Here is a 20,405-nt window from a genome sequence, read left to right on the forward strand (position 1 = left end):
GCGCCTGTCGGGAGCATACCGTTCCGGATGGAAAAGGCGAAGGTTTCGATGAGGAAGACCGGGTTCATCGCGCGTGGTTGGCTGTTCGCCTGCATGCTGGCGCTGGTTGCCTGTGCCGGCGATACGCCGGAAGCGCAGTTGCGGCAGCAGTTCGATGCGATGCAGGCAGCGGTGGAGGCCGGCAAGGCGGGCGATTTCATCGAGGGCGTCAGTCCCGATTTCACGGGTGAGGACGGGCTCGATCGTGCTGCGTTGCACAACATGATCCGTGCGCACACGCTGATGAATGCGCGCATCGGCGCCACCACCGGGCCGCTCGACGTGAGGGTGGATGGCGAAAACGCGGAGGTCGCGTTCGACGTGCTGCTGACCTCCAGCAGCGGACGCCTGCTGCCGAACCAGGCCGGCACCTATCGCGTCACGACGGCATGGCGACGCGAGGATGGCGATTGGCGCGTGTACCACGCCCGCTGGCAGCGCGGGCAGTGATCACTTCGCCGGTGTGAGCTTCCCGGGCGTCCATCGATAACGCAGCGTCTTGGCCACGGTGGGGCAGCAGCGTGCATCGTTGGGACCGGGCCATTTCGTCTTCAGCTGGATGATGCCATCCGCGACGGTCATCTCTTCCACGAGTCCGAGCGCATCCTGTGTTTCGCCGGCGGGGACATGGCGCGCTCCCTGTTTTTCAAGCACGGCGACGCCATGGTTCCAGTAGGTCGGGCCATACAGGGTCCACAGCACGACGATTTCATCCTGACCGTCGCCGTTCAAGTCGCTGGTGACCACCTCCGTCGCTTCGTAACTCTCCTGTCCATCGGGCTGCTTGCCGGTGACGAACTGCTCGGCGATCCGTTTCGCCTGGTCCGCCGCGGGTGGTGCCGCGATGCCGCTGGTGGCGATCAGCACCCCAATGCACAGGCCGGCGCACTGCGAAAGCAAACGCGGGATACGTCGGTTCATGGCCGTTCCCCATGGCCTCCGGAAGAAGGCCTTCATGACCCGCAACGCAGGGAAAGCACGGAACCGGCAACCGGTCGGGTTGCCGTGGCGCGACAGGGACGGGATCATCGGGATATCCAACAGGGGAACACCTCCATGTCGATTCGCTGGACACTCCTGGCGTGCCTGTGGCTGGCCGCCGGCACCGCCCTCGCGCAGGAAGCGCTGCCTTACCAGACGCCGCCTGCGGAGATCCTGCAACTGGCGGACGTGCAGCGACCGCCAAGCGTGGTGACCGACAGCCGCAAGACGCGGCTGGTGCTGTTCTATCGCGACGCGTTCAAGTCGCTGGCGGAACTGTCCGACGAGGAACTGCGGCTGGGTGGCCTGCGGGTCAATCCGCGCACCAACATCGCCAGCACGGCCACCTACTTCAACAACCTGCAGGTACAGGAGCTTGCGGGCAGCAGCCCGCGACAGGTGACCGGCCTGCCGGCCGCGCCGCGCCTGGCCAACTTCGTCTGGTCGCCCGATGAAACGCGGCTCGCGTTCACTCATACCACGCGCACCGGCGTGGAAGTGTGGGTGCTGGAACTGGCCTCCGCGCGCGCCACGCGGCTCACCGAGGCACGCGTGAACGGCAACGTGGGCAATCCGCTCACCTGGTTCCGCGACAACCAGGCACTGCTGGTGCGCATGCTGCCCGCGCAACGTCCTGCGCTGATCGACACCTCGCGCCAGGTGCCGACCGGCCCCACCGTGTCCGTTAGCGATGGCAGCAAGGCACAGAACCGCACCTACCAGGACCTGCTGAAGAACCCGCAGGACGAAGCGAACTTCGCAGTGCTGGCGACATCCGAACTCCATCGCGTGCCGTTGAAGGGCCGTGCGACGCTGTGGCGCGGCGCCGGCATGTACACCGGCGAGTCATTCTCGCCGGACGGTCGCTATGTATTGCTGCGGACGCTGAAGAAGCCGTTCTCGTATCTGGTGCCCTACAGCCGTTTCCCGTTCAGCGCCGACGTCGTGGAGACCACCGGAAAGCCCGTCGTGACGGTCGTCGACGCGCCGCTCGCCGAGAACCTGCCGAAAGGCTTCATGGCCGTGCGCGCGGGTCGGCGCGATATCGAATGGCGCGCGGACCAGCCGGCGACACTGGTGTGGGCGGAGGCGCTGGACAAGGGCGACCCCGCAGTGGACGTGCCGTTCCGTGACGAAGCCTTCGCCTGGGACGCGCCGTTCACCGCGGCGCCGCGCTCGATCTTCAAGACCATCGATCGCGTGCAGGGCGTGCTGTGGGGCGATGATCGCCATGCCATCGTCACCGACTACTGGTGGAACACGCGCAACACGCGCACCTACCTGTTCGATCCCTCGCAAGCCGGCGCGCCGCTGCGCGAACTCGCCAGCCGCAACTACCAGGACCAGTACAGCGATCCGGGCGAGTTCGAGACCCGTCGCAACGCGGCGGGCCAGCGCGTGCTGGCGCTGGATGAAGGCCAGGCGCACCTGATCGGCGACGGCTTCACCCCGGAGGGCCAGTTCCCCTTCATCGACCGCATGGATCTGGCGACCGGCAGGAAGGAGCGCGTGTATACCTCGCGCCTGACCGGGCAGAAGGAAGCGATCCAGGCCCTGCTGGATCCGGAGGCGGGCACCGTGCTGGTGCGGCTGGAGTCGCCGACCGAATTCCCGAACTACTACATCCGCCATCTCAAGCAGCGCATCGCGCCGGTACCGGTGACGCACTTCGGGAATCCGTTCAAGGGCTTGCAGGGCGTGCACAAGGAAGTCCTTACCTACACGCGTGCCGACGGCCTGCCGCTGACCGGCACGCTCTACCTGCCGGCGGGCTACGATCGTACCGCGAAGACGCAGAAACTTCCGCTGGTGATGTGGGCCTATCCGGCCGAGTACAAGGACCGCGACAGCGCGGGCCAGAACACCACAAACCCGAACGAGTTCATCTTCCCGAGCTACGGTTCGCCGATCTACTGGGTGACGCGCGGCTACGCGGTGCTCGACGATGCCGCGTTTCCGATCGTCGGCGAGGGCAAGGAGGAGCCGAACGACTCCTTCGTCACCCAACTGGTGGCGAACGCGAAGGCGGCGATCGATGCCGTGGATGCGCTGGGCTACATCGACCGCACGCGCGTGGCGGTGGGCGGGCATTCCTACGGCGCCTTCATGACCGCGAACCTGCTGACGCACTCGGACCTGTTCGCCGCCGGCATCGCGCGCAGCGGCGCCTACAACCGTACGCTGACGCCGTTCGGCTTCCAGCAGGAAGAGCGCAACTACTGGGAGGCGCCAGAGGTCTACAACGGCATGTCGCCCTTCATGCACGTGGACAAGATGAAGACGCCGCTGCTGCTCGTGCACGGTGAAGCGGACAACAACTCCGGCACGTTCACGATGCAGAGCGAGCGCTACTTCAATGCGCTGAAGGGCTTTGGCGCGCCGACGCGGCTGGTGCTGCTGCCGAAGGAAAGCCACGGCTACGCGGCGAAGGAATCGATCCTGCATCTGCTGTGGGAGCAGGACCAGTGGCTGGAACGCTACGTCAAGCACAAGGGGCAGGGCGGCGGATCCGCCCCCGCCACTGGGGATCGATGAGCATGCGTTGTTGAAGAGGAAGGCCGCCCGAGGGCGGCCTTCTTCATTGCATTCCGCTCTCCGCTTCTCAGGCGGTCTTGCGCGCGGCCAGTTGGCGGAGCACGTAGTGCAGCAGGCCGCCGTGGCGGAAGTAGTCGACTTCCTTCGGCGTCAGCATCAGGACCTTGACCTGGAATTCGACCGTCCTGCCGTCCGACTTGCGCGCCGTGACGGTGGCAGTCTTCGCCGCGCCATCCTTCAGTCCGGTCACGTCGAAGGTTTCCGAGCCATCCAGACCCAGCGACTGCGCGTTCTCCCCGTCGTTGAACTGCAGCGGCAGCACACCCATGCCGACCAGGTTGGAGCGGTGGATGCGCTCGAAGCTTTCCGCGATCACCGCCTTCACGCCCAGCAGGTTGGTGCCCTTGGCTGCCCAGTCGCGCGATGAGCCGGTGCCGTACTCCTTGCCGGCAATGACGACCAGCGGCACGCCCTCGGCCTGGTACTTCATCGAGGCGTCGTAGATGGACATCTTCTCCGGCGGCGTGCTGCCGAAGTAGAGCGTGTTGCCGCCTTCCTCGCCGCCGAACATCAGGTTCTTGATGCGGATGTTGGCAAAGGTACCGCGCACCATCACGTCGTCGTTGCCGCGGCGGCTGCCGTAGCTGTTGAAGTCCGCCGGCTGCACGCCGCGCGAGATCAGGAAGCGACCCGCGGGCGAGTCCTTCTTGATGTTGCCGGCCGGCGAGATGTGGTCGGTGGTGATGGAATCGCCGAACAGGCCGAGCACGCGCGCACCGTGGACGTCGTCGATGCTGCCGACCTCCATCGACATGCCGTCGAAGTAGGGCGGGTTCTTGATGTAGGTCGAGTCGCCATCCCAGGCGTACAGGTCGCCATCGGGCGAGGCGATGGTGTTCCAGCGCGAATCGCCCTTGAACACGTCGGCATAGTTCTTGGCGAACATCTCCGGCCCCACCGTGCGGGCGATGAAGTCGCCGATCTCCTTGTTGGTCGGCCAGATGTCTTTCAGGAAGACAGGCTTGCCATCGCTGCCGGTGCCCAGCGGTTCGGTGGTCAGGTCGATGTCGGTGGTGCCGGCGATGGCATAGGCCACCACCAAGGGCGGGCTGGCCAGGTAGTTCATCTTCACTTCGGGATGCACGCGGCCCTCGAAGTTGCGGTTGCCGGACAGCACGGATGCCGCGACCAGATCGTCGGCCGCGATCGCCGCCGACACGTCGTCCGGCAGCGGGCCGGAGTTGCCGATGCAGGTGGTGCAGCCGTAGCCGACCACGTAGAAGCCGAGCTTCTCCAGGTCGTCGAGCACGCCGGCCTTTTCGAGGTAATCGGTCACCACCCGCGAGCCCGGGCCGAGCGAGGTCTTCACCCACGGCTGCGCCTTCAGCCCTTTGGCGACCGCATTGCGGGCGAGCAGGCCGGCGCCCAGCATGACGGCCGGGTTCGAGGTGTTGGTGCAGGAGGTGATGGCGGCGATCACCACGTCGCCGTCGCGCAGTTTCTTGGTGCCGCTGTCGGGTGCGGATTCGCGCGAGGCTTCCCGTGCGCCGACGGCCGTACCCCCCCCGCCTTCGTTCTTCAGGCGGTCTTCCTGCACCAGGTCGATGCGCTTGCGGCGCGCATCGGCGAACGGCACTAGGTTGTCGCGGAAGTTCTGCTTCACGTCCTGCAGCAGCACGCGATCCTGCGGGCGCTTCGGTCCCGCCAGCGACGGCTTCACGTCGCCCATGTCGAGGTGCAGCGTGGCGCTGTACTCGGCGTGCGGGCTGTCGGGTGTATGCCACAGGCCCTGCGCCTTCGCGTAGGCCTCGACCAGCGCGATCTGCTCTTCGCTACGACCGGACAAGCGCAGGTAGTTCAGCGATTCGTGGTCGATCGGGAAGATGCCGCAGGTCGCGCCGTACTCCGGTGCCATATTGCCGATGGTGGCGCGGTCGGCCAGCGGCAGGTGCTGCAGGCCGTCGCCGTAGAACTCGACGAACTTGCCCACCACGCCCAGCTTGCGCAGCATCTGGGTGACCGTCAGCACCAGGTCGGTGGCGGTGGCGCCTTCCGGCAGCTTGCCGGTCAGCTTGAAGCCGACCACCTGCGGAATCAGCATCGACGAGGGCTGGCCCAGCATCGCGGCCTCGGCCTCGATGCCGCCCACGCCCCAGCCCAGCACACCGATGCCGTTGATCATCGTCGTGTGGCTGTCGGTACCGAACACGGTGTCGGGGTAGGCGATGGCCTGGCCGTCCTTCTCGCCGGTCATCACCACGCGGGCAAGGTTTTCCAGGTTCACCTGGTGGACGATGCCGGTGTTCGGCGGCACCACCTTGAAGTTGTCGAACGCTTTCTGGCCCCAGCGCAGGAAGCCGTAGCGTTCCTTGTTGCGGTCGAACTCGATCTTGCCGTTGAGGTCCAGCGCATCGGGGCTGCCGAACACGTCCACCTGCACCGAGTGGTCGATCACCAGCTCCGACGGGATCAGCGGGTTGATCTGGTCCGGGCTGCCGCCCAGCTTGACCACGGCGTCGCGCATCGCGGCCAGGTCGACCACGCAGGGCACGCCGGTGAAGTCCTGCAGCACCACGCGCGCCGGCATGAACGCGATCTCGGTATCCGGCTCCTTGGCCGCTTCCCAGCCGGCGACGGCCTGGATGTGCTCGGGCAGGACCGTCACGCCGTCCTCGCAGCGCAGCAGGTTCTCCAGCAGGATCTTCATGGAGTAGGGCAGGCGGGCGAAGCCCCCCTTCGGATCCAGTCGTTCGGCCAGGACCGGCAGGCTGTAGTAGGTGTAGGACGTGCCGTTGACGTCCAGGGAACGGCGGGTGGCGAAGGAATCACTCATCGCGGAGGCTCCTGTAGCTGGGGGAAGGGGCAGGGCACGAGCATAAGCGGCCGGCGCTGCGTGTCTTGTCGAGGCTTGCCCGGATTATCCGTCATGAGTGAGACGGCCGTGATCCGACCAAAGAGGCAGGCAACCAGCAGGATGGTAGGTCTCCGGACTGGGGTATGCCAAGTAAAGTATGTATAATTCTTCCATACTCAAGAGGGGCCGCTGATGGAAGCCACCGTTGCCGAGCGCGGCCAGATCACCCTGCCGAAGGCCGTGCGCGATGCGCTGGGCCTGACCAAGGGCAGCGTGCTGAAGGTCGAACTGGAGGGTAGCCGCATCGTGTTGCGGAAGAGCGTCGACGACGCGATTTCGCGCGTGCGCGGCAAGTTCGCCCTTGATGGCGACGGCACGCCGGGCGCCACGAACGAATGATCGCCGTCGATGCCCCCGTCCTGATCGAGCTGCTGACCGATGGCGCCCGCGCCGATGCGGTCGAAGCCGGCCTGCGCCAGAGCCTGGGCAGTGGCCGCGTGGTCGTCTGCGATGCCGCGCTGGCGCAGTTGTGCGCCTCCCTGCGCAACGGCGCCGACGCCTTGGCCGCATTGGAAGAGATGGGCGTCCACTTCAGCGCCGTCGAGGCCAAATCCGCGCTGCGTGCGGGCGAGATGCAACGCCGGCATCGCCAGCGCGACGGCGAGGCGCGACCGATCGCCGATTTTCTGGTCGGTGCGCACGCGCTGCTGCAGTGCGACGGGCTGATCACCTTCGACACCGCCTTCCATCGCGACTACTTCAAGGGCCTGAAGCTGATCGTGCCCGCCAACGAATAAGCCTCATCCGTTTTCCCTTTCCACCGCACCATCGAACGACCGGAGTCACCCATGTTGGAAGCCTATCGCCACCACGTAGCCGAGCGCGCCGCGCTGGGCATCCCGCCGCTGCCGCTGTCGGCCCAGCAGACGGCCGAGGTCATCGAACTGCTGAAGAGCCCGCCGGCCGGTGAAGAGGCGTTCCTGGTCGACCTGATCACCAACCGCGTCCCGGCCGGCGTCGACGATGCCGCCAAGGTCAAGGCGTCCTACCTGGCCGCCGTTGCCTTCGGCACCGAGAAGACCCCCCTGATCACCGCGCAGCGCGCCACCGAACTGCTGGGCACCATGCTGGGCGGCTACAACATCCATCCGCTGATCGAGCTGCTGGACAACGCCGACCTCGGCGCGATCGCCGCCGAAGGCCTGAAGCACACGCTGCTGATGTTCGACAGCTTCCACGACGTGCAGGAGAAGGCCGAGGCGGGCAACGCCCACGCACAGGCCGTGCTGCAGAGCTGGGCCGACGCGGAATGGTTCACCAGCAAGCCGGAAGTACCCCAGAGCCTGACCATCACCGTGTTCAAGGTGCCGGGCGAAACCAACACCGACGACCTGTCGCCGGCACCCGATGCCACCACGCGTCCCGACATCCCGATGCACGCGCTGGCGATGCTGAAGAACAAGCGCCCCGACGCGCCGTTCGTGCCGGAAGAAGACGGCAAGCGCGGCCCGATCCAGGAAATCCTGTCGCTGAAGGACAAGGGCCACCTGGTCGCCTACGTCGGCGACGTGGTCGGTACCGGTTCCTCGCGCAAGTCGGCGACCAACAGCGTGCTGTGGTTCACCGGCGAGGACATCCCGTTCATCCCGAACAAACGCTTCGGCGGCGTCTGCCTGGGCAGCAAGATCGCCCCGATCTTCTACAACACGATGGAGGACGCCGGGGCGCTGCCGATCGAGCTCGACGTGTCGCAGATGAACCATGGCGACGTGGTGGAGCTGCGCCCGTACGACGGCAAGGCGCTGAAGGACGGGCAGGTGATCGCCGAGTTCCAGGTGAAGTCCGACGTGCTGTTCGACGAAGTGCGCGCCGGTGGCCGCATCCCGCTGATCATCGGCCGCGGCCTGACCGCGAAGGCGCGCGAAGCGCTGAAGCTGCCGGCGACCGACCTGTTCCGCCAGCCGCAGCAGCCGGCCGACAGCGGCAAGGGCTTCTCGCTGGCGCAGAAGATGGTCGGCCGCGCCTGTGGCCTGCCGGAAGGTCAGGGCGTGCGTCCGGGCACCTACTGCGAACCGAAGATGACCTCGGTGGGCTCGCAGGACACCACCGGCCCGATGACCCGCGACGAGCTGAAGGACCTGGCCTGCCTGGGTTTCTCCGCCGATCTGGTGATGCAGTCCTTCTGCCACACCGCGGCCTATCCGAAGCCGGTCGACGTGAAGACGCACCACACGCTGCCGGAGTTCATCTCCACCCGCGGCGGCATTTCGCTGCGTCCGGGCGACGGCGTGATCCACAGCTGGCTCAACCGCATGCTGCTGCCCGACACCGTCGGTACCGGCGGCGACTCCCACACCCGCTTCCCGGTGGGCATCTCGTTCCCGGCCGGCTCGGGCCTGGTCGCCTTCGCCGCGGCCACGGGCGTGATGCCGCTGGACATGCCGGAATCCGTGCTGGTGCGCTTCAAGGGCGAGCTGCAGCCGGGCGTGACGCTGCGCGACCTGGTCAACGCGATTCCGTACTACGCGCTCAAGTCCGGCCTGCTGACCGTGGCCAAGGCGGGCAAGAAGAACATCTTCTCCGGCCGCATCCTCGAGATCGAAGGCCTGCCGGACCTGAAGGTGGAGCAGGCGTTCGAGCTGTCCGACGCCTCGGCCGAACGCTCGGCCGCCGGTTGCACGGTGCGCCTGAACAAGGAGCCGATCATCGAGTACCTGACCAGCAACATCACGCTGCTGAAGTGGATGATCGCCGAAGGCTATGCCGACGCCCGTTCGCTGGCCCGTCGCATCGCCAAGATGGAAGCCTGGCTGGCCGACCCGCAGTTGCTGGAGCCGGATGCCGACGCCGAGTACGCCGCGATCATCGACATCGACCTGGCTGACGTGCACGAGCCGCTGCTGGCCTGCCCGAACGATCCGGACGACGTGAAGACGCTGTCGGACGTTGCCGGAACGGTGATCGACGAAGTGTTCATCGGTTCGTGCATGACCAACATCGGCCACTTCCGTGCCGCCGCCAAGCTGCTGGAAGGCAAGCGCGACATCCCGACCCGCCTGTGGGTGGCCCCGCCGACCAAGATGGACGCCTCGGAACTGACCAAGGAAGGCGTCTACGGCACGTTCGGCACCGCCGGCGCGCGCATGGAAATGCCGGGCTGCTCGCTGTGCATGGGCAACCAGGCGCAGGTACGCGAGGGCGCGACGGTGTTCTCCACTTCGACCCGCAACTTCCCGAACCGCCTGGGCCGCAACTCCAACGTGTTCCTGGGCTCGGCGGAACTGGCCGCGATCTGCTCGCGCCTGGGCAAGATCCCGACCAAGGCCGAGTACATGGCCGACATCGGCGTGATCAACGAGAAGGGCGCCGAGATCTACCGCTACATGAACTTCGACCAGATCGAGGAGTACCAGGACGTGGCGAAGACCGTCGCGGCCTGACCCCGAGGTGCACCAGCAACGACGAGCCCGGCATTGCCGGGCTCGTCTGCGTTTGGGGGCCGGTCGCGGTCCGGCGCGATCAGCTTGTCCTTTTCAGAACCCAATTTACGTGACATGAAGCAGGGGAACCTCAGGGGAAAAGATGGGCACCGCACCAGGTCCTGCACCACAGGGCAGGTATTACATTGCGCTGGACGGCGCGCGCGGGATCTTCTTCCTGTGCATCCTGTCGCTGCATGTGCTGGAGGTCTGGAATCATCTTCCGCTGCCTTCCGTCCTCGGGCTGGCCTATGCGGGCCTGCAGTGGTCGTGGATGGCCGTGGACATGTTCTTCATCCTGTCCGGCTTCCTGATCACCGGCATCCTGCTGCAGATGCGCGGCATCCGTTATGCCACGCGCACGTTCTACTTCCGCCGGTCGTTGCGGATTTTCCCGCCTTACTATCTGGTGCTGGCGCTGCTCGCGGTCTGGTGGGTATGGGAAGCCGGCAGCTTCAGGGCGATGACGGAAAAGTCGCACCTGTCGTTCTGGGTGTACCTGCAGAACTTCTACGTTGCACGGAACGGGTGGGGCGACTTCCGCCCTGTCACGCACCTCTGGTCGCTGGCGGTCGAGGAGCAGTTCTACCTGCTGTGGCCCCTGCTGGTGTTGATGCTGCCGGTGCGGCGACTGTGGTGGATCCTGATCGGCCTGTTCTTCCTGGCCATCCTGCTGCGCGTGGCGATGGTGCTGACCGGTTTCTCGGGCGTCGCCATCTACGTGTTGCTGTTCACGCGGCTGGACGACCTGGCAGCCGGCTCGCTGCTGGCGCTGATCGCCAGTTCGGCGGCAGGCCGGGAGGTACTGGCGCGCTGGGCGTACCGCCTCATGCTGGCAGGCCTCGCATGCGTCGCGGTGATCTGGGCCGTGCGTGGGAAGTACTGGCTGCTCGACCCGGTGGTGCAGATGTTCGGCTACACCGCAAACATCGTGTTCGGCGCGGGCCTGCTGTCGCTGCTGGCATTCCGCGACAACGGACCGATCGTGCGGGCGCTCTTCGTCAACCCGGTGATGCGGTGGCTGGGCGCGCGCAGCTACGCGGCGTATCTGCTCCATTTCCCGATCGCCATCGGGACCCAGCGCGTATTGGAAGCCCACGGCTCAGACCCCTTGGACGGCATCCTGTCCACGTGGGTCATCACGGCCGTATTGACCATGGTGCTGGCCGAGCTCAGCTGGCGCTACTGGGAGAAGCCCTGGCTTTCGCTGCGGCATCGGTACCAGCCCGGAAAGGCACGAGCGCCGTCCGCAGGATGACACGGCGGCGTCACCGGCCTAGTCCAGCCAGCCGTCCACGGCCTCGAGCATCTGCCGGCGGCTGAAGACGAAGTCCCACATCGTGCCGCCCATCTGGCGCCACAGGACCGCCGAGCGCACGGCGGCGAGCAGGATCGCGCGGATTTCCGCCACCACGCCCGGCTGCCCGAGGTAGTGGGGGTTGCCCTGGACCATCACGCGCGGGCGCAGGTGGCTGATCGTGTCGGCATACAGGCCGCCCAGTGCCGACAGGACATCGGGATGCGTACTGCCTTGTTGCTCGGCGCGCGGCGCGATCTCGGTCAACCCGCGGGTGACCGCATGCACAGTGTTCTCTTCGCGCACGAAGCGGCGCTCGAGTTGCAGCACGGCCATCGCCAGCCGCGACAGGCCGTCGTCCTGGGCTTCCTTCGCAAGATAGCCTCGCAACACGCGCATGCCGGGAGCGACATCGCCCACGCGACCGTACACGGCCAAGGGCGTGGCCGCGTCGATGCGGAACACGCTGTCCAGCGATGCCTGCACGGCCGCGCCTTCGGACTGGCCGGTCTCCGCGATGCGGCGGACCTGGTGGAGGGCCTGCGCCAGCCCGGCGAGGGCCAGCACGCGGTCGGAATATCGGTTGCTCAAGCTGCTTGCTCCGCGAGTTTCAGTTCGAGGGGGGCGTTCGTCCGCGCGATGACGGCGCCCCCCAGGCATTCGTCGCCAGCGTAGAGGACCAGCGACTGTCCTGGCGTGACGGCGCGCTGGGGGTGCGGGAACTGCACGGACACCGTGCCGTCGTCGAGGACATGCACCTCGCACGACTCATCGGGTTGGCGGTAGCGCGTCTGCGCCGTGCAGGTGAAGCGTGCGGCGGGCGGGTCGCCGGCGATCCAGTGGGCGCTTTCGGTCCGCAGTTGCGTCGACATCAGATGGGGACTCTGCGTGTCCTGGTCGACGTACAGCACGTTGCCCGCCACGTCCTTGCCCACGACGTACCACGGCGCCTGCGGACGCCCGCGCACACCGCCGATCTGCAGGCCTTCGCGCTGGCCCAGGGTGAAATAGAACACGCCGGGATGCTCGCCGATCACCTGGCCAGACGGGTCCCGCATCTCGCCTTTCTTCGCCGGCAGGTAACGCCCGAGGAACTCGCGGAAGTCGCGCTCGCCGATGAAGCAGATGCCGGTGGAATCCTTCTTGTCGTGCGTCTGCAGCCCGGCCTCGCGCGCGATGCGCCGCAGCTCGGTCTTCTGCAGTTCGCCGATCGGGAACAGGGTGGCCGACAACTGCGCCTGTCCCAGCTGGTGCAGGAAATAGCTCTGGTCCTTGCCGCGGTCCACGCCGCGCAGCAGGCGCCACCGGCCGTCGTGCCGGTCGACACGCGCATAATGGCCGGTGGCGATCTTCTCGGCACCCAGTTCACGGGCAGCATCGAGGAAGTGCTTGAACTTCACTTCACGATTGCACAGTACATCGGGGTTGGGCGTGCGGCCGGCGGCGTACTCCGCAAGGAAGTGCTCGAACACGCCCCGCCAGTACTCGCTGGAGAAGTCGCGGAAGTGGAACGGAATGCCGAGGCGACCGCAGACCGCGACGGCATCGCGGCGGTCGTCCTCGGCGCGGCAGTCGCCGCTGCCGTCATCGGCCCAGTTCTGCATGAAGAGGCCCGCGACCGGCTCGCCCTGCTGCACCAGCTGCAGGGCGGCGACGGACGAATCCACACCCCCGGAGACGCCGACGATGACGCGTGGCGCACTCATCCGATCTGCTGCAGCGTCGACAGCGGCAGGCGGCGCCCGGACAGATAGTCCTGCACGACCTGCCATACCAGCGGGCTGCGATGGCGTCCGGACTGCGCCTGCAGTTCGGCCGGCGTCAACCACAGCGCCTGCACGATGCCATCGTCGAGCGGGCGCTCCGGCAGGTGGCGTACCGGTTCGGCGGCGAAGGCGAAACGCAGGTAATGGCGACCGGTCTCGGCCTTCCACTGGTAGGCGCCGATGAAGGCGGTGAGCGCGACCTCCCAGCCGGTTTCCTCCAGCGTCTCGCGCAGGGCGGCCTCCAGCAGGCTTTCGTCCGGCTCCAGGTGTCCGGCGGGCTGGTTGAAGACCAGGCGACCCTGCGCACGCTCCTCCACCATCAGCAATCTGCCGTCACGCACCACGACCGTGGCCACGGTGACGTCAGGCTGCCAGAAGCGTCCCTCGCGGTAGCTCACTTACAGCTCGTCCTTGTCGCCGGAGAGTTCGATCTCCTTGTTGTCCGCGGTTTCCGACGCGATGTCCATCGCGGCTTCCAGCGCGGCAGCGTCGACGCTGTCCGGCAGCTTGATGACGAAGTAGAGGACGTCGCCCGACATCTCCCAGGCACCGATCTTCTTGCTGCGGCTGTCGGCGAGCAGCGCCAGCGCCTTGGCGCCGTCGATCTGGTCGGCGGCGACGCGGCCGGCGGGCGAGAAGACTTCGCGAACCGTGATGCCGTTGACCTGCTCGGTGCGGCCGGACACGAAGACCAGCTGGGTACGGTTCTCCTGCTGGTACGAATAGGTGACCTTGTAATCGCCGTCCCCGTCCACCTCGAACTGCACGCCGCGGGCCTGCAGGCGCGCCTCCACCGACGCATCGGCGGCGAACGCCGGGAAGGCGAGGGCGGCGGTGCACAAGAGGGCGGCAGTCAGTGGGGGCAGGATCGGCTTCATGATCGGCTCTTGGGTTCGGAACGTGCATTGTGGCGGGGGTCACGCATGGCGTCCATGCGGGCGAGGGCGGCTGGCGCCTATAATTGCGGCATGTCACGCAAGAACGAAAACGAACGCGACCACGGCCTGATGGTGGAGACCAGCCGGCCCGAGGTCGCGCCGCCGCCCCTGTACCAGGTCCTGCTGCTCAACGACGATTACACCCCGATGGATTTCGTGGTCACCGTCCTGCAGCAGTTCTTCACGATGGACCTCGAGAAGGCGACCCAGGTGATGCTGCACGTCCATACCCGCGGCCGCGGCGTCTGCGGCGTGTACAGCCGCGAGGTGGCCGAGTCCAAGGTGGCCCAGGTCAACGAGTTTTCACGTATGAACCAGCATCCCCTGCTGTGCACGATGGAGAAGTCCTGAGGGGCCGGCACGGGTACGCCGGACCGGTTACGGTGTGGGGGCGTCATCAGCTCGACGCAAGTCAACGATCCCTGAACACTGAAATCCGGTAGGGTGATGGAAAACCGCCCGCCAAGCCGCATATTGTCGGCATAGGCCCCGGAGGCAACCATGTTCAGCAAAGACCTCGAGCAGACCATCGGCCAGTGCTACAAGCGCGCCCGTGAAGCTCGGCACGAATTCATGACCGTCGAGCACCTGCTGCTCGCGCTCCTCGAAAACCCGTCGGCCCAGGCCGTCCTGAAAGCGACCGGCGCGGACGCCAATCGCCTGCGCACCGACCTGGAGCAGGCGATCGAGGCCTCGGTGTCGCGCCTCGCGGAGGACGATGGCCGCGATACGCAGCCGACCCTCGGCTTCCAGCGCGTGCTGCAGCGCGCCGTCTACCACGTGCAGTCCTCGGGCAAGAAGGAAGTCACCGGCGCCAATGTGCTGGTCGCGATCTTCGGCGAGAAGGATTCGCACGCGGTGTATTTCCTCAACCAGCAGGACGTCACCCGCCTCGACATCGTCAACTACCTGTCCCACGGCATCGCCAAGCAGGGTGAAGAGAACGAAGCGGGTGGGCAGCCGGAAGGCGAGGGCAAGGCCGAGGGCGCCGAGGGCGAAGGCAAGGGCGATGCCCTGACCGAATTCGCCAGCAACCTGAACGACATGGCACGCCAAGGCCGGATCGATCCGCTGGTGGGCCGTGGCGACGAGATCGAGCGGACGATCCAGGTGCTATGCCGCCGTCGCAAGAACAACCCGCTCTACGTCGGCGAGGCCGGCGTAGGCAAGACCGCGTTGGCCGAGGGCCTGGCCAAGCGCATCGTCGAGGGCGAAGTGCCGGACGTGCTGCTGGATGCCGTCATCTACTCGCTGGACCTCGGCGCGCTGGTCGCCGGCACCAAGTACCGCGGCGACTTCGAGAAGCGCCTGAAGGGCGTGTTGGCGGCGATCAAGAAGATCCCCGGCGCCATCCTGTTCGTCGACGAGATCCACACCATCATCGGCGCCGGTTCGGCCAGTGGCGGCACGATGGATGCGTCCAACCTCATCAAGCCTGCGCTGGCCTCGGGCGAGCTGCGCTGCATCGGCTCGACCACGTTCCAGGAATACCGTGGCATTTTCGAGAAGGATCGCGCACTCGCTCGCCGGTTCCAGAAGATCGACATCGTCGAGCCGACAGTGGGCGAGACCTACGAGATCCTGCAGGGCCTGAAGCCCAAGTACGAGTCGCACCACGGTGTCACCTACGCCGACGACGCGTTGCAGGCGGCGGTGGACCTGTCGGTGAAGCACATCGGCGACCGCCTGCTGCCGGACAAGGCGATCGACGTCATCGACGAAGCGGGCGCGCGGCAGCGCCTGCTGCCCGAAGGCACCCGCAAGGAACTGATCGACGTCGAAGAGATCGAAACCATCGTCGCCAAGATGGCGCGCATCCCGGCCAAGCAGGTGTCCTCGTCCGACAAGGACGTGCTGCAGCACCTGGAGCGCAACCTGAAGATGGTCATCTTCGGTCAGGATCCGGCCATTGAGACGCTGGCCTCGTCCATCAAGCTGGCGCGCAGCGGCCTGGCCAATCCGGAAAAGCCGATCGGCAACTTCCTGTTCGCCGGTCCCACCGGCGTGGGCAAGACCGAGGTGACCAAGCAGCTGGCGCTGCAGCTGGGCATCGAGCTGGTGCGCTTCGACATGTCCGAGTACATGGAGCCGCATTCGGTCAGCCGCCTGATCGGCGCGCCCCCGGGCTATGTGGGCTTCGACCAGGGTGGCCTGCTGACCGAGAAGATCGTCAAGACGCCGCACTGCGTGTTGCTGCTGGACGAAGTGGAGAAGGCGCATCCCGACATCTTCAACATCCTGCTGCAGGTCATGGACCGCGGCGTACTGACGGATACCAACGGACGCGAAGCGAACTTCAAGAACGTCATCCTGGTGATGACGACCAATGCCGGCGCCGCGCAGGCGTCGCGCCGCACCATCGGCTTCATGCAGCAGGACCATTCGACGGATGCGATGGAAGTGATCCGCCGCAGCTTCACGCCGGAGTTCCGCAACCGGCTGGATGCCATCGTGCAGTTCCAGGGCCTCGGCTTCGACCACATCCTGCGGGTGGTGGACAAGTTCGTCATCGAACTCGAAATGCTGTTGCAGGAGAAGCACGTCAGCCTGTCGGCCACGCCGGCGGCGCGGGACTGGCTGGCGCAGCACGGTTTCGATCCTTTGATGGGTGCGCGTCCGATGGCTCGCCTGATCCAGGACAAGGTCAAGCGCCCGCTGGCCGACGAGTTGCTGTTCGGCAAGCTGGTCAACGGCGGTCGGGTCAGCATCGACGTGCGCGATGGCGAGCTGGTGGTCGATGCACAGGCAGAGCCGGAGCGGCTGCTGCCCGCGACCGTGTCCTGATCGCGGGAGCCTGTGAACGAAAAGGCGGCCATCAGGCCGCCTTTCCTTTGTCCGCTGTCAGCGCGCCGCGCGTTTCTTGCGCTTGGCGAATTCCTCCGCCGTCATGGTCTCCACCGACGCGACGCGACAGGTGTCGCGATCCGTTCTGATACGCGTATCAGCCGGACACAGACGGTTGGCTTGATCGTCGGTGCTTATGTCGATGTGGGATGCGATTGAAAGCGAGTCGCAGCTGCGTAGCAGCGATACGCGATAGTGATTGGTGCCATCACGCAGCAGGAATTGCTGGCCGCCGGGGCGCACGATCTCCCGGTCATTACCCAATTCCACGCAATCGGCAAGGGCTTCGCCCGCGAACGCGGCGCTCGGGAGAAGGGCCAGTGCAAACGCGAGAAGTGCGGGGGTGGATCGACGGGAGTTCATGGCGTCTCTCTTCTTGTCTGCGTCCGGATTGAACGCGGTGCCATGCTGTCGTCGCGGACGCCTCCCGGAATCTGCTTGAAGTCCACGTGACGACCGACCCGGTGTCGATGGTCACGGGAAGCGCCATGCCAAGAACGCGAAAAGCGGCCAATGGCCGCTTTTCGATCAATCACTTATCTCGATTACTTCATGCGATAGGTGATTCGACCCTTGGTGAGGTCGTACGGGGTCATTTCGACCTTCACCTTGTCGCCGGTCAGGATGCGGATGTAGTTCTTGCGCATGCGGCCGGAGATGTGGGCGATGATTTCATGCCCGTTCTCCAGTTTGACCCGGAACATGGTGTTGGGCAGCGTCTCGGCAACGGTGCCTTCGAATTCAATGGAATCGTCTTTCGACATGTAGACCTGTGTGTGCCGCGAGGGATGGCGGGTGCCATGAAGCCGGGCATTGTACGCCAGCTGCGCCCCCGGTGCAAAAATTCCGTTATGGGACCGAGGGTTGCGACAACGCGGAGGCAGGCAGCAGGCCGAATCGTTCGGCCCAGCCGTCTGCCGGCGCGGGCTGATCCACCAGCTCCGCGACCCGTTCGAGGAAGGCCGCTCGCGGCATCAGGCATCCCCCCAGCGAGTGAAGGTGGTCGTTTTCCACTTGGGCATCGATCAATGGCCATCCCCAGTCGCGCAGGCGCGACGCCAGCGCCGCCAGGGCGATCTTCGAGCCCCCGGAGCGACCGCTGAACATGCTTTCGCCGAAGAACATCCGGCCGATCGCAACGCCGTAGATGCCGCCCACCAGGGCATCACCGTCGAACACTTCAATGGAGTGGGCGTGCCCGTTCCGATGCAGGTCGAGGTAGGCCTGCCGCATGCCGGACGTGATCCACGTGCCGTGCTGCCGGGGTCGCGGCGCATGCGCGCAGGCGGTGATCACCTGGTCGAAGCAGGTGTCCGCCCGCACCACCCAGGTGTTCTGCCGGAGGTGGCGACGGAAACGCGAGGACAGGCGCACACCGTCGGTGCGGAACACCATGCGGGGATCGGGCGACCACCACAGCGGAGGCTGACCAGACGAGAACCAGGGAAAGATGCCGTGCCGGTAGGCGTTGAGCAGTCGAGGAAGGGACAGATCGCCGCCGATCGCCAGCAGGCCGTCGGGATCGCGCATGGCGCTGCCCGCGGGCGGGAACGGCGCATGGGGGTCGGAAGGCAGGACGAACGGCCGCTGGCGCATGCGCGGATTGTAAGCGGGCGATCCCGGCCCGTATCGCCGGCTTCAGTCGCGACGCCTGAAGGGCGTGTGCGTCTGCAGGGTAAGGGCATAACGTCGCACCGCCAGCGCGTCTTCCGCGCACCAGCGGGCGAGGGCGGCGGCGAAGTCGGGATGGGCGATCCAGTGCCGCGAGTGCACGAACGTCGGCAGGAAGCCACGCGCGATCTTGTGCTCGCCCTGCGCGCCGGGCTCGAACACGGCCAGCCCCTCGCGCAGGCAGTAGTCGATGCCCTGGTAGTAGCAGGTCTCGAAGTGCAGGCCGGGAATGCTCGCCGTGGCTCCCCAGTAACGACCGTACAACGTGTCGGAGCCGCGAAGGCACAGAGCGCCAGCGACGGTTCGCCCATCGTGGTCCGCCAGGAACATCACCAGGTTGCGCGGCATGGCGCGTGCGAGGTGCCGGACGAAATCGAGCGTCAGTGCCGGCGGGTTGCCGTACTCGTGGAAGGTCTGCAGGTAGAAGCCGAACATGGCCTGCAGGTCGGCCTTGCTGGCCTCGTCGCCGTGCACGATACGGAAGGTCACGCCGGCGCGCTGCACCTTCGCGCGCTCCTGGCGGATGTTCTTGCGGTGCTTGTGGTCGAAGTCGGCCAGAAAGCCGGCGAAGTCGTGCCAGTGCCCCGGGTTGCGCCAGTGGTACTGCACGTCGATGCGTGGCAGCCAGGCACCGGGAAACACGGCATCCTCGGCGGGCATGGGGAAATTGACGTGCGCGGACGACAGGCAGAGCCGCCCGGTCTCTTCCTGTATCGCGACAAGCAGGGCATCGCGCGCCGCGTCATCGCGTGCGAGCAGACGCGGGCCGGTGACGGGGGAGTAGGGCACGGCGCCCAGCCATTTCGGGTAGTAGTCGAGGCCGTGCTGCGCGTACGCGTGCGCCCATGCATGGTCGAACACGAACTCGCCGTGCGAGTTGTCCTTCAGGTAGCCAGGGGCTGCGGCCAGCAGACGGTCCCGTTCCCACAACGTGGCGTGGTGCGGTGTCCACCCCCAGTCTTCACGCAGGCAGCCATGGGCCTCGAGCCCATGCAGGAACGCGTGCGAAACGAAGGGATTGCGTCCGTCGTGCAGTGCGTCCCAAGCGGATGCGGGCACGTCGGCGAGCGAGGGAAGGAAGCGGACGGCCATCGGCACCGATGCTACGGACGCAGGTCCAGCACGTCGACGGTGGGGGGATTGAACAACCGCATGGGCAGGCCGACTTCGCCCGTACCGACCGTGGTGTAGACACGCACGGGTCCGCGCGGCGTCGCCAGGAACTGTTCGCCGCGGTCGAAGCCATGCCGGCTGGGAATCGCGTAGCGGTACAGCCACGGAATGCGGATCTGGCCGCCATGCGTATGGCCCGCCAGCACCAGCGTCGCGATGTCCGGGGCGAGGTCGATCGCACTGTCCGGGTTGTGGGTCAGCACGAGGGTGGGGAGCGACGAAGGGTTGGACGTCAGGACGCCCGGATCGTCCCGACCGGCCCAGCGGTCGCCGAGGCCGGCGAGGCGGAATCCACGCACCGCGACGACCTCACCTTCGATCACGCGGACACCGTGCTTCGCCAATGCAGCCCGCAGTTCGGCATCGACATCGGGACCGGGCGCCTGCTGGTCATGGTTCCCCAACACTGCGTAGGCGGGCATGCGCAGCGCCGACAACGGGGCGAACAGCCGGGCAAGCGAATGCCCCTGGGGTTCGTAGGTGAAGTCGCCCGCGATCACCACGGCGTCGGCCTGCAGCGAATTGATCCTCTCAAGCAGCCGCTGCAGATAGGCCGAGTCCTTGTACACACCCAGATGGATGTCACTGACCAGCACCAACCGCGCCTGCGCACCGGTGCCGGCCAGCACGGTCTCCTGCACCCGGATGCGCTGCGGTTCGACGAACCGTGCCCACGCGAACAACAGGCAGCCGGCCAGCAGAAGGACGACCAGCGTGCGGCCACGGCGCTTCCGCAGCCGCCAGACCAGCCATGCGATGAACGGCCAGACCAGCCAACTCCCGTAGAACAGGCAGTGCTTGATCAGCAGCTTGTCCATCCCAGGCGGA

General features: G+C 66.3%; 19 protein-coding genes. 8 read left to right on the plus strand and 11 right to left on the minus strand.

The genetic code is table 11. The annotated features are described in order from the left end of the window. Positions 1 to 48 precede the first annotated feature (48 nt). Complete coding sequence (locus tag ACGHX3_RS09045) at positions 49 to 489, plus strand: nuclear transport factor 2 family protein (protein WP_394697163.1); 441 nt, start codon at positions 49 to 51, stop codon at positions 487 to 489. On the opposite strand, the gene ACGHX3_RS09050 is transcribed toward ACGHX3_RS09045, so the two are convergent. Further along, entirely contained in the window at positions 490 to 1,068 is a 579-nt protein-coding gene (locus ACGHX3_RS09050) for a hypothetical protein (RefSeq protein WP_394697164.1), read from the minus strand. 27 nt (positions 1,069 to 1,095) lie between these two features. Here ACGHX3_RS09050 and ACGHX3_RS09055 point away from each other — a divergent pair, with 27 nt between their 5' ends. Further along, on the plus strand, positions 1,096 to 3,555 hold the full coding sequence (locus tag ACGHX3_RS09055; protein ID WP_394697165.1) for a prolyl oligopeptidase family serine peptidase: 2,460 nt from the start codon (positions 1,096 to 1,098) through the stop codon (positions 3,553 to 3,555). Positions 3,556 to 3,622: 67 nt separating this feature from the next. Here ACGHX3_RS09055 and acnA read toward each other — a convergent pair whose 3' ends face one another. Beyond that, the gene (gene acnA, locus ACGHX3_RS09060) at positions 3,623 to 6,388 is read right to left on the minus strand and encodes an aconitate hydratase AcnA (protein ID WP_394697166.1); all 2,766 of its coding nucleotides are present in this window, start codon (positions 6,386 to 6,388) and stop codon (positions 3,623 to 3,625) included. Positions 6,389 to 6,601: 213 nt separating this feature from the next. Here acnA and ACGHX3_RS09065 point away from each other — a divergent pair, with 213 nt between their 5' ends. The 4 genes from ACGHX3_RS09065 (at position 6,602) to ACGHX3_RS09080 (ending at position 11,146) form a co-directional block, all read left to right on the plus strand. Continuing rightward, positions 6,602 to 6,808: an AbrB/MazE/SpoVT family DNA-binding domain-containing protein gene (locus tag ACGHX3_RS09065; RefSeq protein WP_394697167.1), complete on the plus strand. Its 207-nt coding sequence runs from the start codon at positions 6,602 to 6,604 to the stop codon at positions 6,806 to 6,808. Further along, positions 6,805 to 7,206, plus strand: a complete 402-nt coding sequence (locus ACGHX3_RS09070) for a type II toxin-antitoxin system VapC family toxin (protein WP_313928005.1) — start codon at positions 6,805 to 6,807, stop codon at positions 7,204 to 7,206. Before ACGHX3_RS09065 ends, ACGHX3_RS09070 begins: the two co-directional genes overlap by 4 nt. 51 nt (positions 7,207 to 7,257) lie before the next feature. After that, entirely contained in the window at positions 7,258 to 9,849 is a 2,592-nt protein-coding gene (gene acnB, locus ACGHX3_RS09075; protein ID WP_394697168.1) for a bifunctional aconitate hydratase 2/2-methylisocitrate dehydratase, read from the plus strand. A 142-nt stretch (positions 9,850 to 9,991) separates the two neighbouring features. Next, complete coding sequence (locus ACGHX3_RS09080) at positions 9,992 to 11,146, plus strand: acyltransferase family protein (RefSeq protein ID WP_394697169.1); 1,155 nt, start codon at positions 9,992 to 9,994, stop codon at positions 11,144 to 11,146. A gap of 18 nt (positions 11,147 to 11,164) precedes the next feature. Here the strand turns inward: ACGHX3_RS09080 and hflD are convergent, their stop codons facing one another. Genes hflD through ACGHX3_RS09100 form a run of 4 tightly spaced genes read right to left on the minus strand, consistent with a single transcriptional unit; the run spans position 11,165 to position 13,829 of the window. Further along, a complete protein-coding gene (hflD, locus tag ACGHX3_RS09085) occupies positions 11,165 to 11,776 on the minus strand; it encodes a high frequency lysogenization protein HflD (protein ID WP_394697170.1) in 612 nt (203 codons plus the stop codon). Continuing rightward, the gene (gene mnmA, locus ACGHX3_RS09090; protein WP_394697171.1) at positions 11,773 to 12,891 is read right to left on the minus strand and encodes a tRNA 2-thiouridine(34) synthase MnmA; all 1,119 of its coding nucleotides are present in this window, start codon (positions 12,889 to 12,891) and stop codon (positions 11,773 to 11,775) included. Before mnmA ends, hflD begins: the two co-directional genes overlap by 4 nt. Next, positions 12,888 to 13,349 (minus strand): NUDIX hydrolase, encoded by a 462-nt coding sequence (locus ACGHX3_RS09095; protein WP_162337351.1) that lies wholly within the window; start codon positions 13,347 to 13,349, stop codon positions 12,888 to 12,890. The genes mnmA and ACGHX3_RS09095 overlap by 4 nt, the downstream gene beginning before the upstream one ends. Then, on the minus strand, positions 13,350 to 13,829 hold the full coding sequence (locus ACGHX3_RS09100; RefSeq protein WP_213604949.1) for a hypothetical protein: 480 nt from the start codon (positions 13,827 to 13,829) through the stop codon (positions 13,350 to 13,352). Between the two features lie 90 nt (positions 13,830 to 13,919). Between ACGHX3_RS09100 and clpS the strand changes: the two genes are divergently transcribed. Together clpS and clpA are read left to right on the plus strand one after the other, a co-directional pair. Beyond that, positions 13,920 to 14,240, plus strand: a complete 321-nt coding sequence (gene clpS / locus ACGHX3_RS09105; RefSeq protein ID WP_162337349.1) for an ATP-dependent Clp protease adapter ClpS — start codon at positions 13,920 to 13,922, stop codon at positions 14,238 to 14,240. A gap of 150 nt (positions 14,241 to 14,390) precedes the next feature. Further along, positions 14,391 to 16,673: an ATP-dependent Clp protease ATP-binding subunit ClpA gene (clpA, locus tag ACGHX3_RS09110; RefSeq protein WP_394697172.1), complete on the plus strand. Its 2,283-nt coding sequence runs from the start codon at positions 14,391 to 14,393 to the stop codon at positions 16,671 to 16,673. Between the two features lie 57 nt (positions 16,674 to 16,730). Here clpA and ACGHX3_RS09115 read toward each other — a convergent pair whose 3' ends face one another. From ACGHX3_RS09115 to ACGHX3_RS09135, 5 genes are all read right to left on the minus strand, one after another. After that, positions 16,731 to 17,096: a hypothetical protein gene (locus ACGHX3_RS09115; RefSeq protein WP_394697173.1), complete on the minus strand. Its 366-nt coding sequence runs from the start codon at positions 17,094 to 17,096 to the stop codon at positions 16,731 to 16,733. 182 nt (positions 17,097 to 17,278) lie between these two features. Continuing rightward, the gene (gene infA / locus ACGHX3_RS09120) at positions 17,279 to 17,497 is read right to left on the minus strand and encodes a translation initiation factor IF-1 (protein WP_055943174.1); all 219 of its coding nucleotides are present in this window, start codon (positions 17,495 to 17,497) and stop codon (positions 17,279 to 17,281) included. 85 nt (positions 17,498 to 17,582) lie between these two features. Next, complete coding sequence (aat, locus tag ACGHX3_RS09125) at positions 17,583 to 18,329, minus strand: leucyl/phenylalanyl-tRNA--protein transferase (protein WP_394697174.1); 747 nt, start codon at positions 18,327 to 18,329, stop codon at positions 17,583 to 17,585. Between the two features lie 42 nt (positions 18,330 to 18,371). Beyond that, a complete protein-coding gene (locus tag ACGHX3_RS09130) occupies positions 18,372 to 19,496 on the minus strand; it encodes a GNAT family N-acetyltransferase (RefSeq protein WP_394697175.1) in 1,125 nt (374 codons plus the stop codon). An 11-nt stretch (positions 19,497 to 19,507) separates the two neighbouring features. Then, positions 19,508 to 20,395 (minus strand): metallophosphoesterase, encoded by an 888-nt coding sequence (locus tag ACGHX3_RS09135; protein WP_394697176.1) that lies wholly within the window; start codon positions 20,393 to 20,395, stop codon positions 19,508 to 19,510. Positions 20,396 to 20,405 lie beyond the last annotated feature (10 nt).

Source organism: Pseudoxanthomonas japonensis (assembly GCF_043632995.1).
GTDB lineage: Bacteria > Pseudomonadota > Gammaproteobacteria > Xanthomonadales > Xanthomonadaceae > Pseudoxanthomonas_A > Pseudoxanthomonas_A japonensis.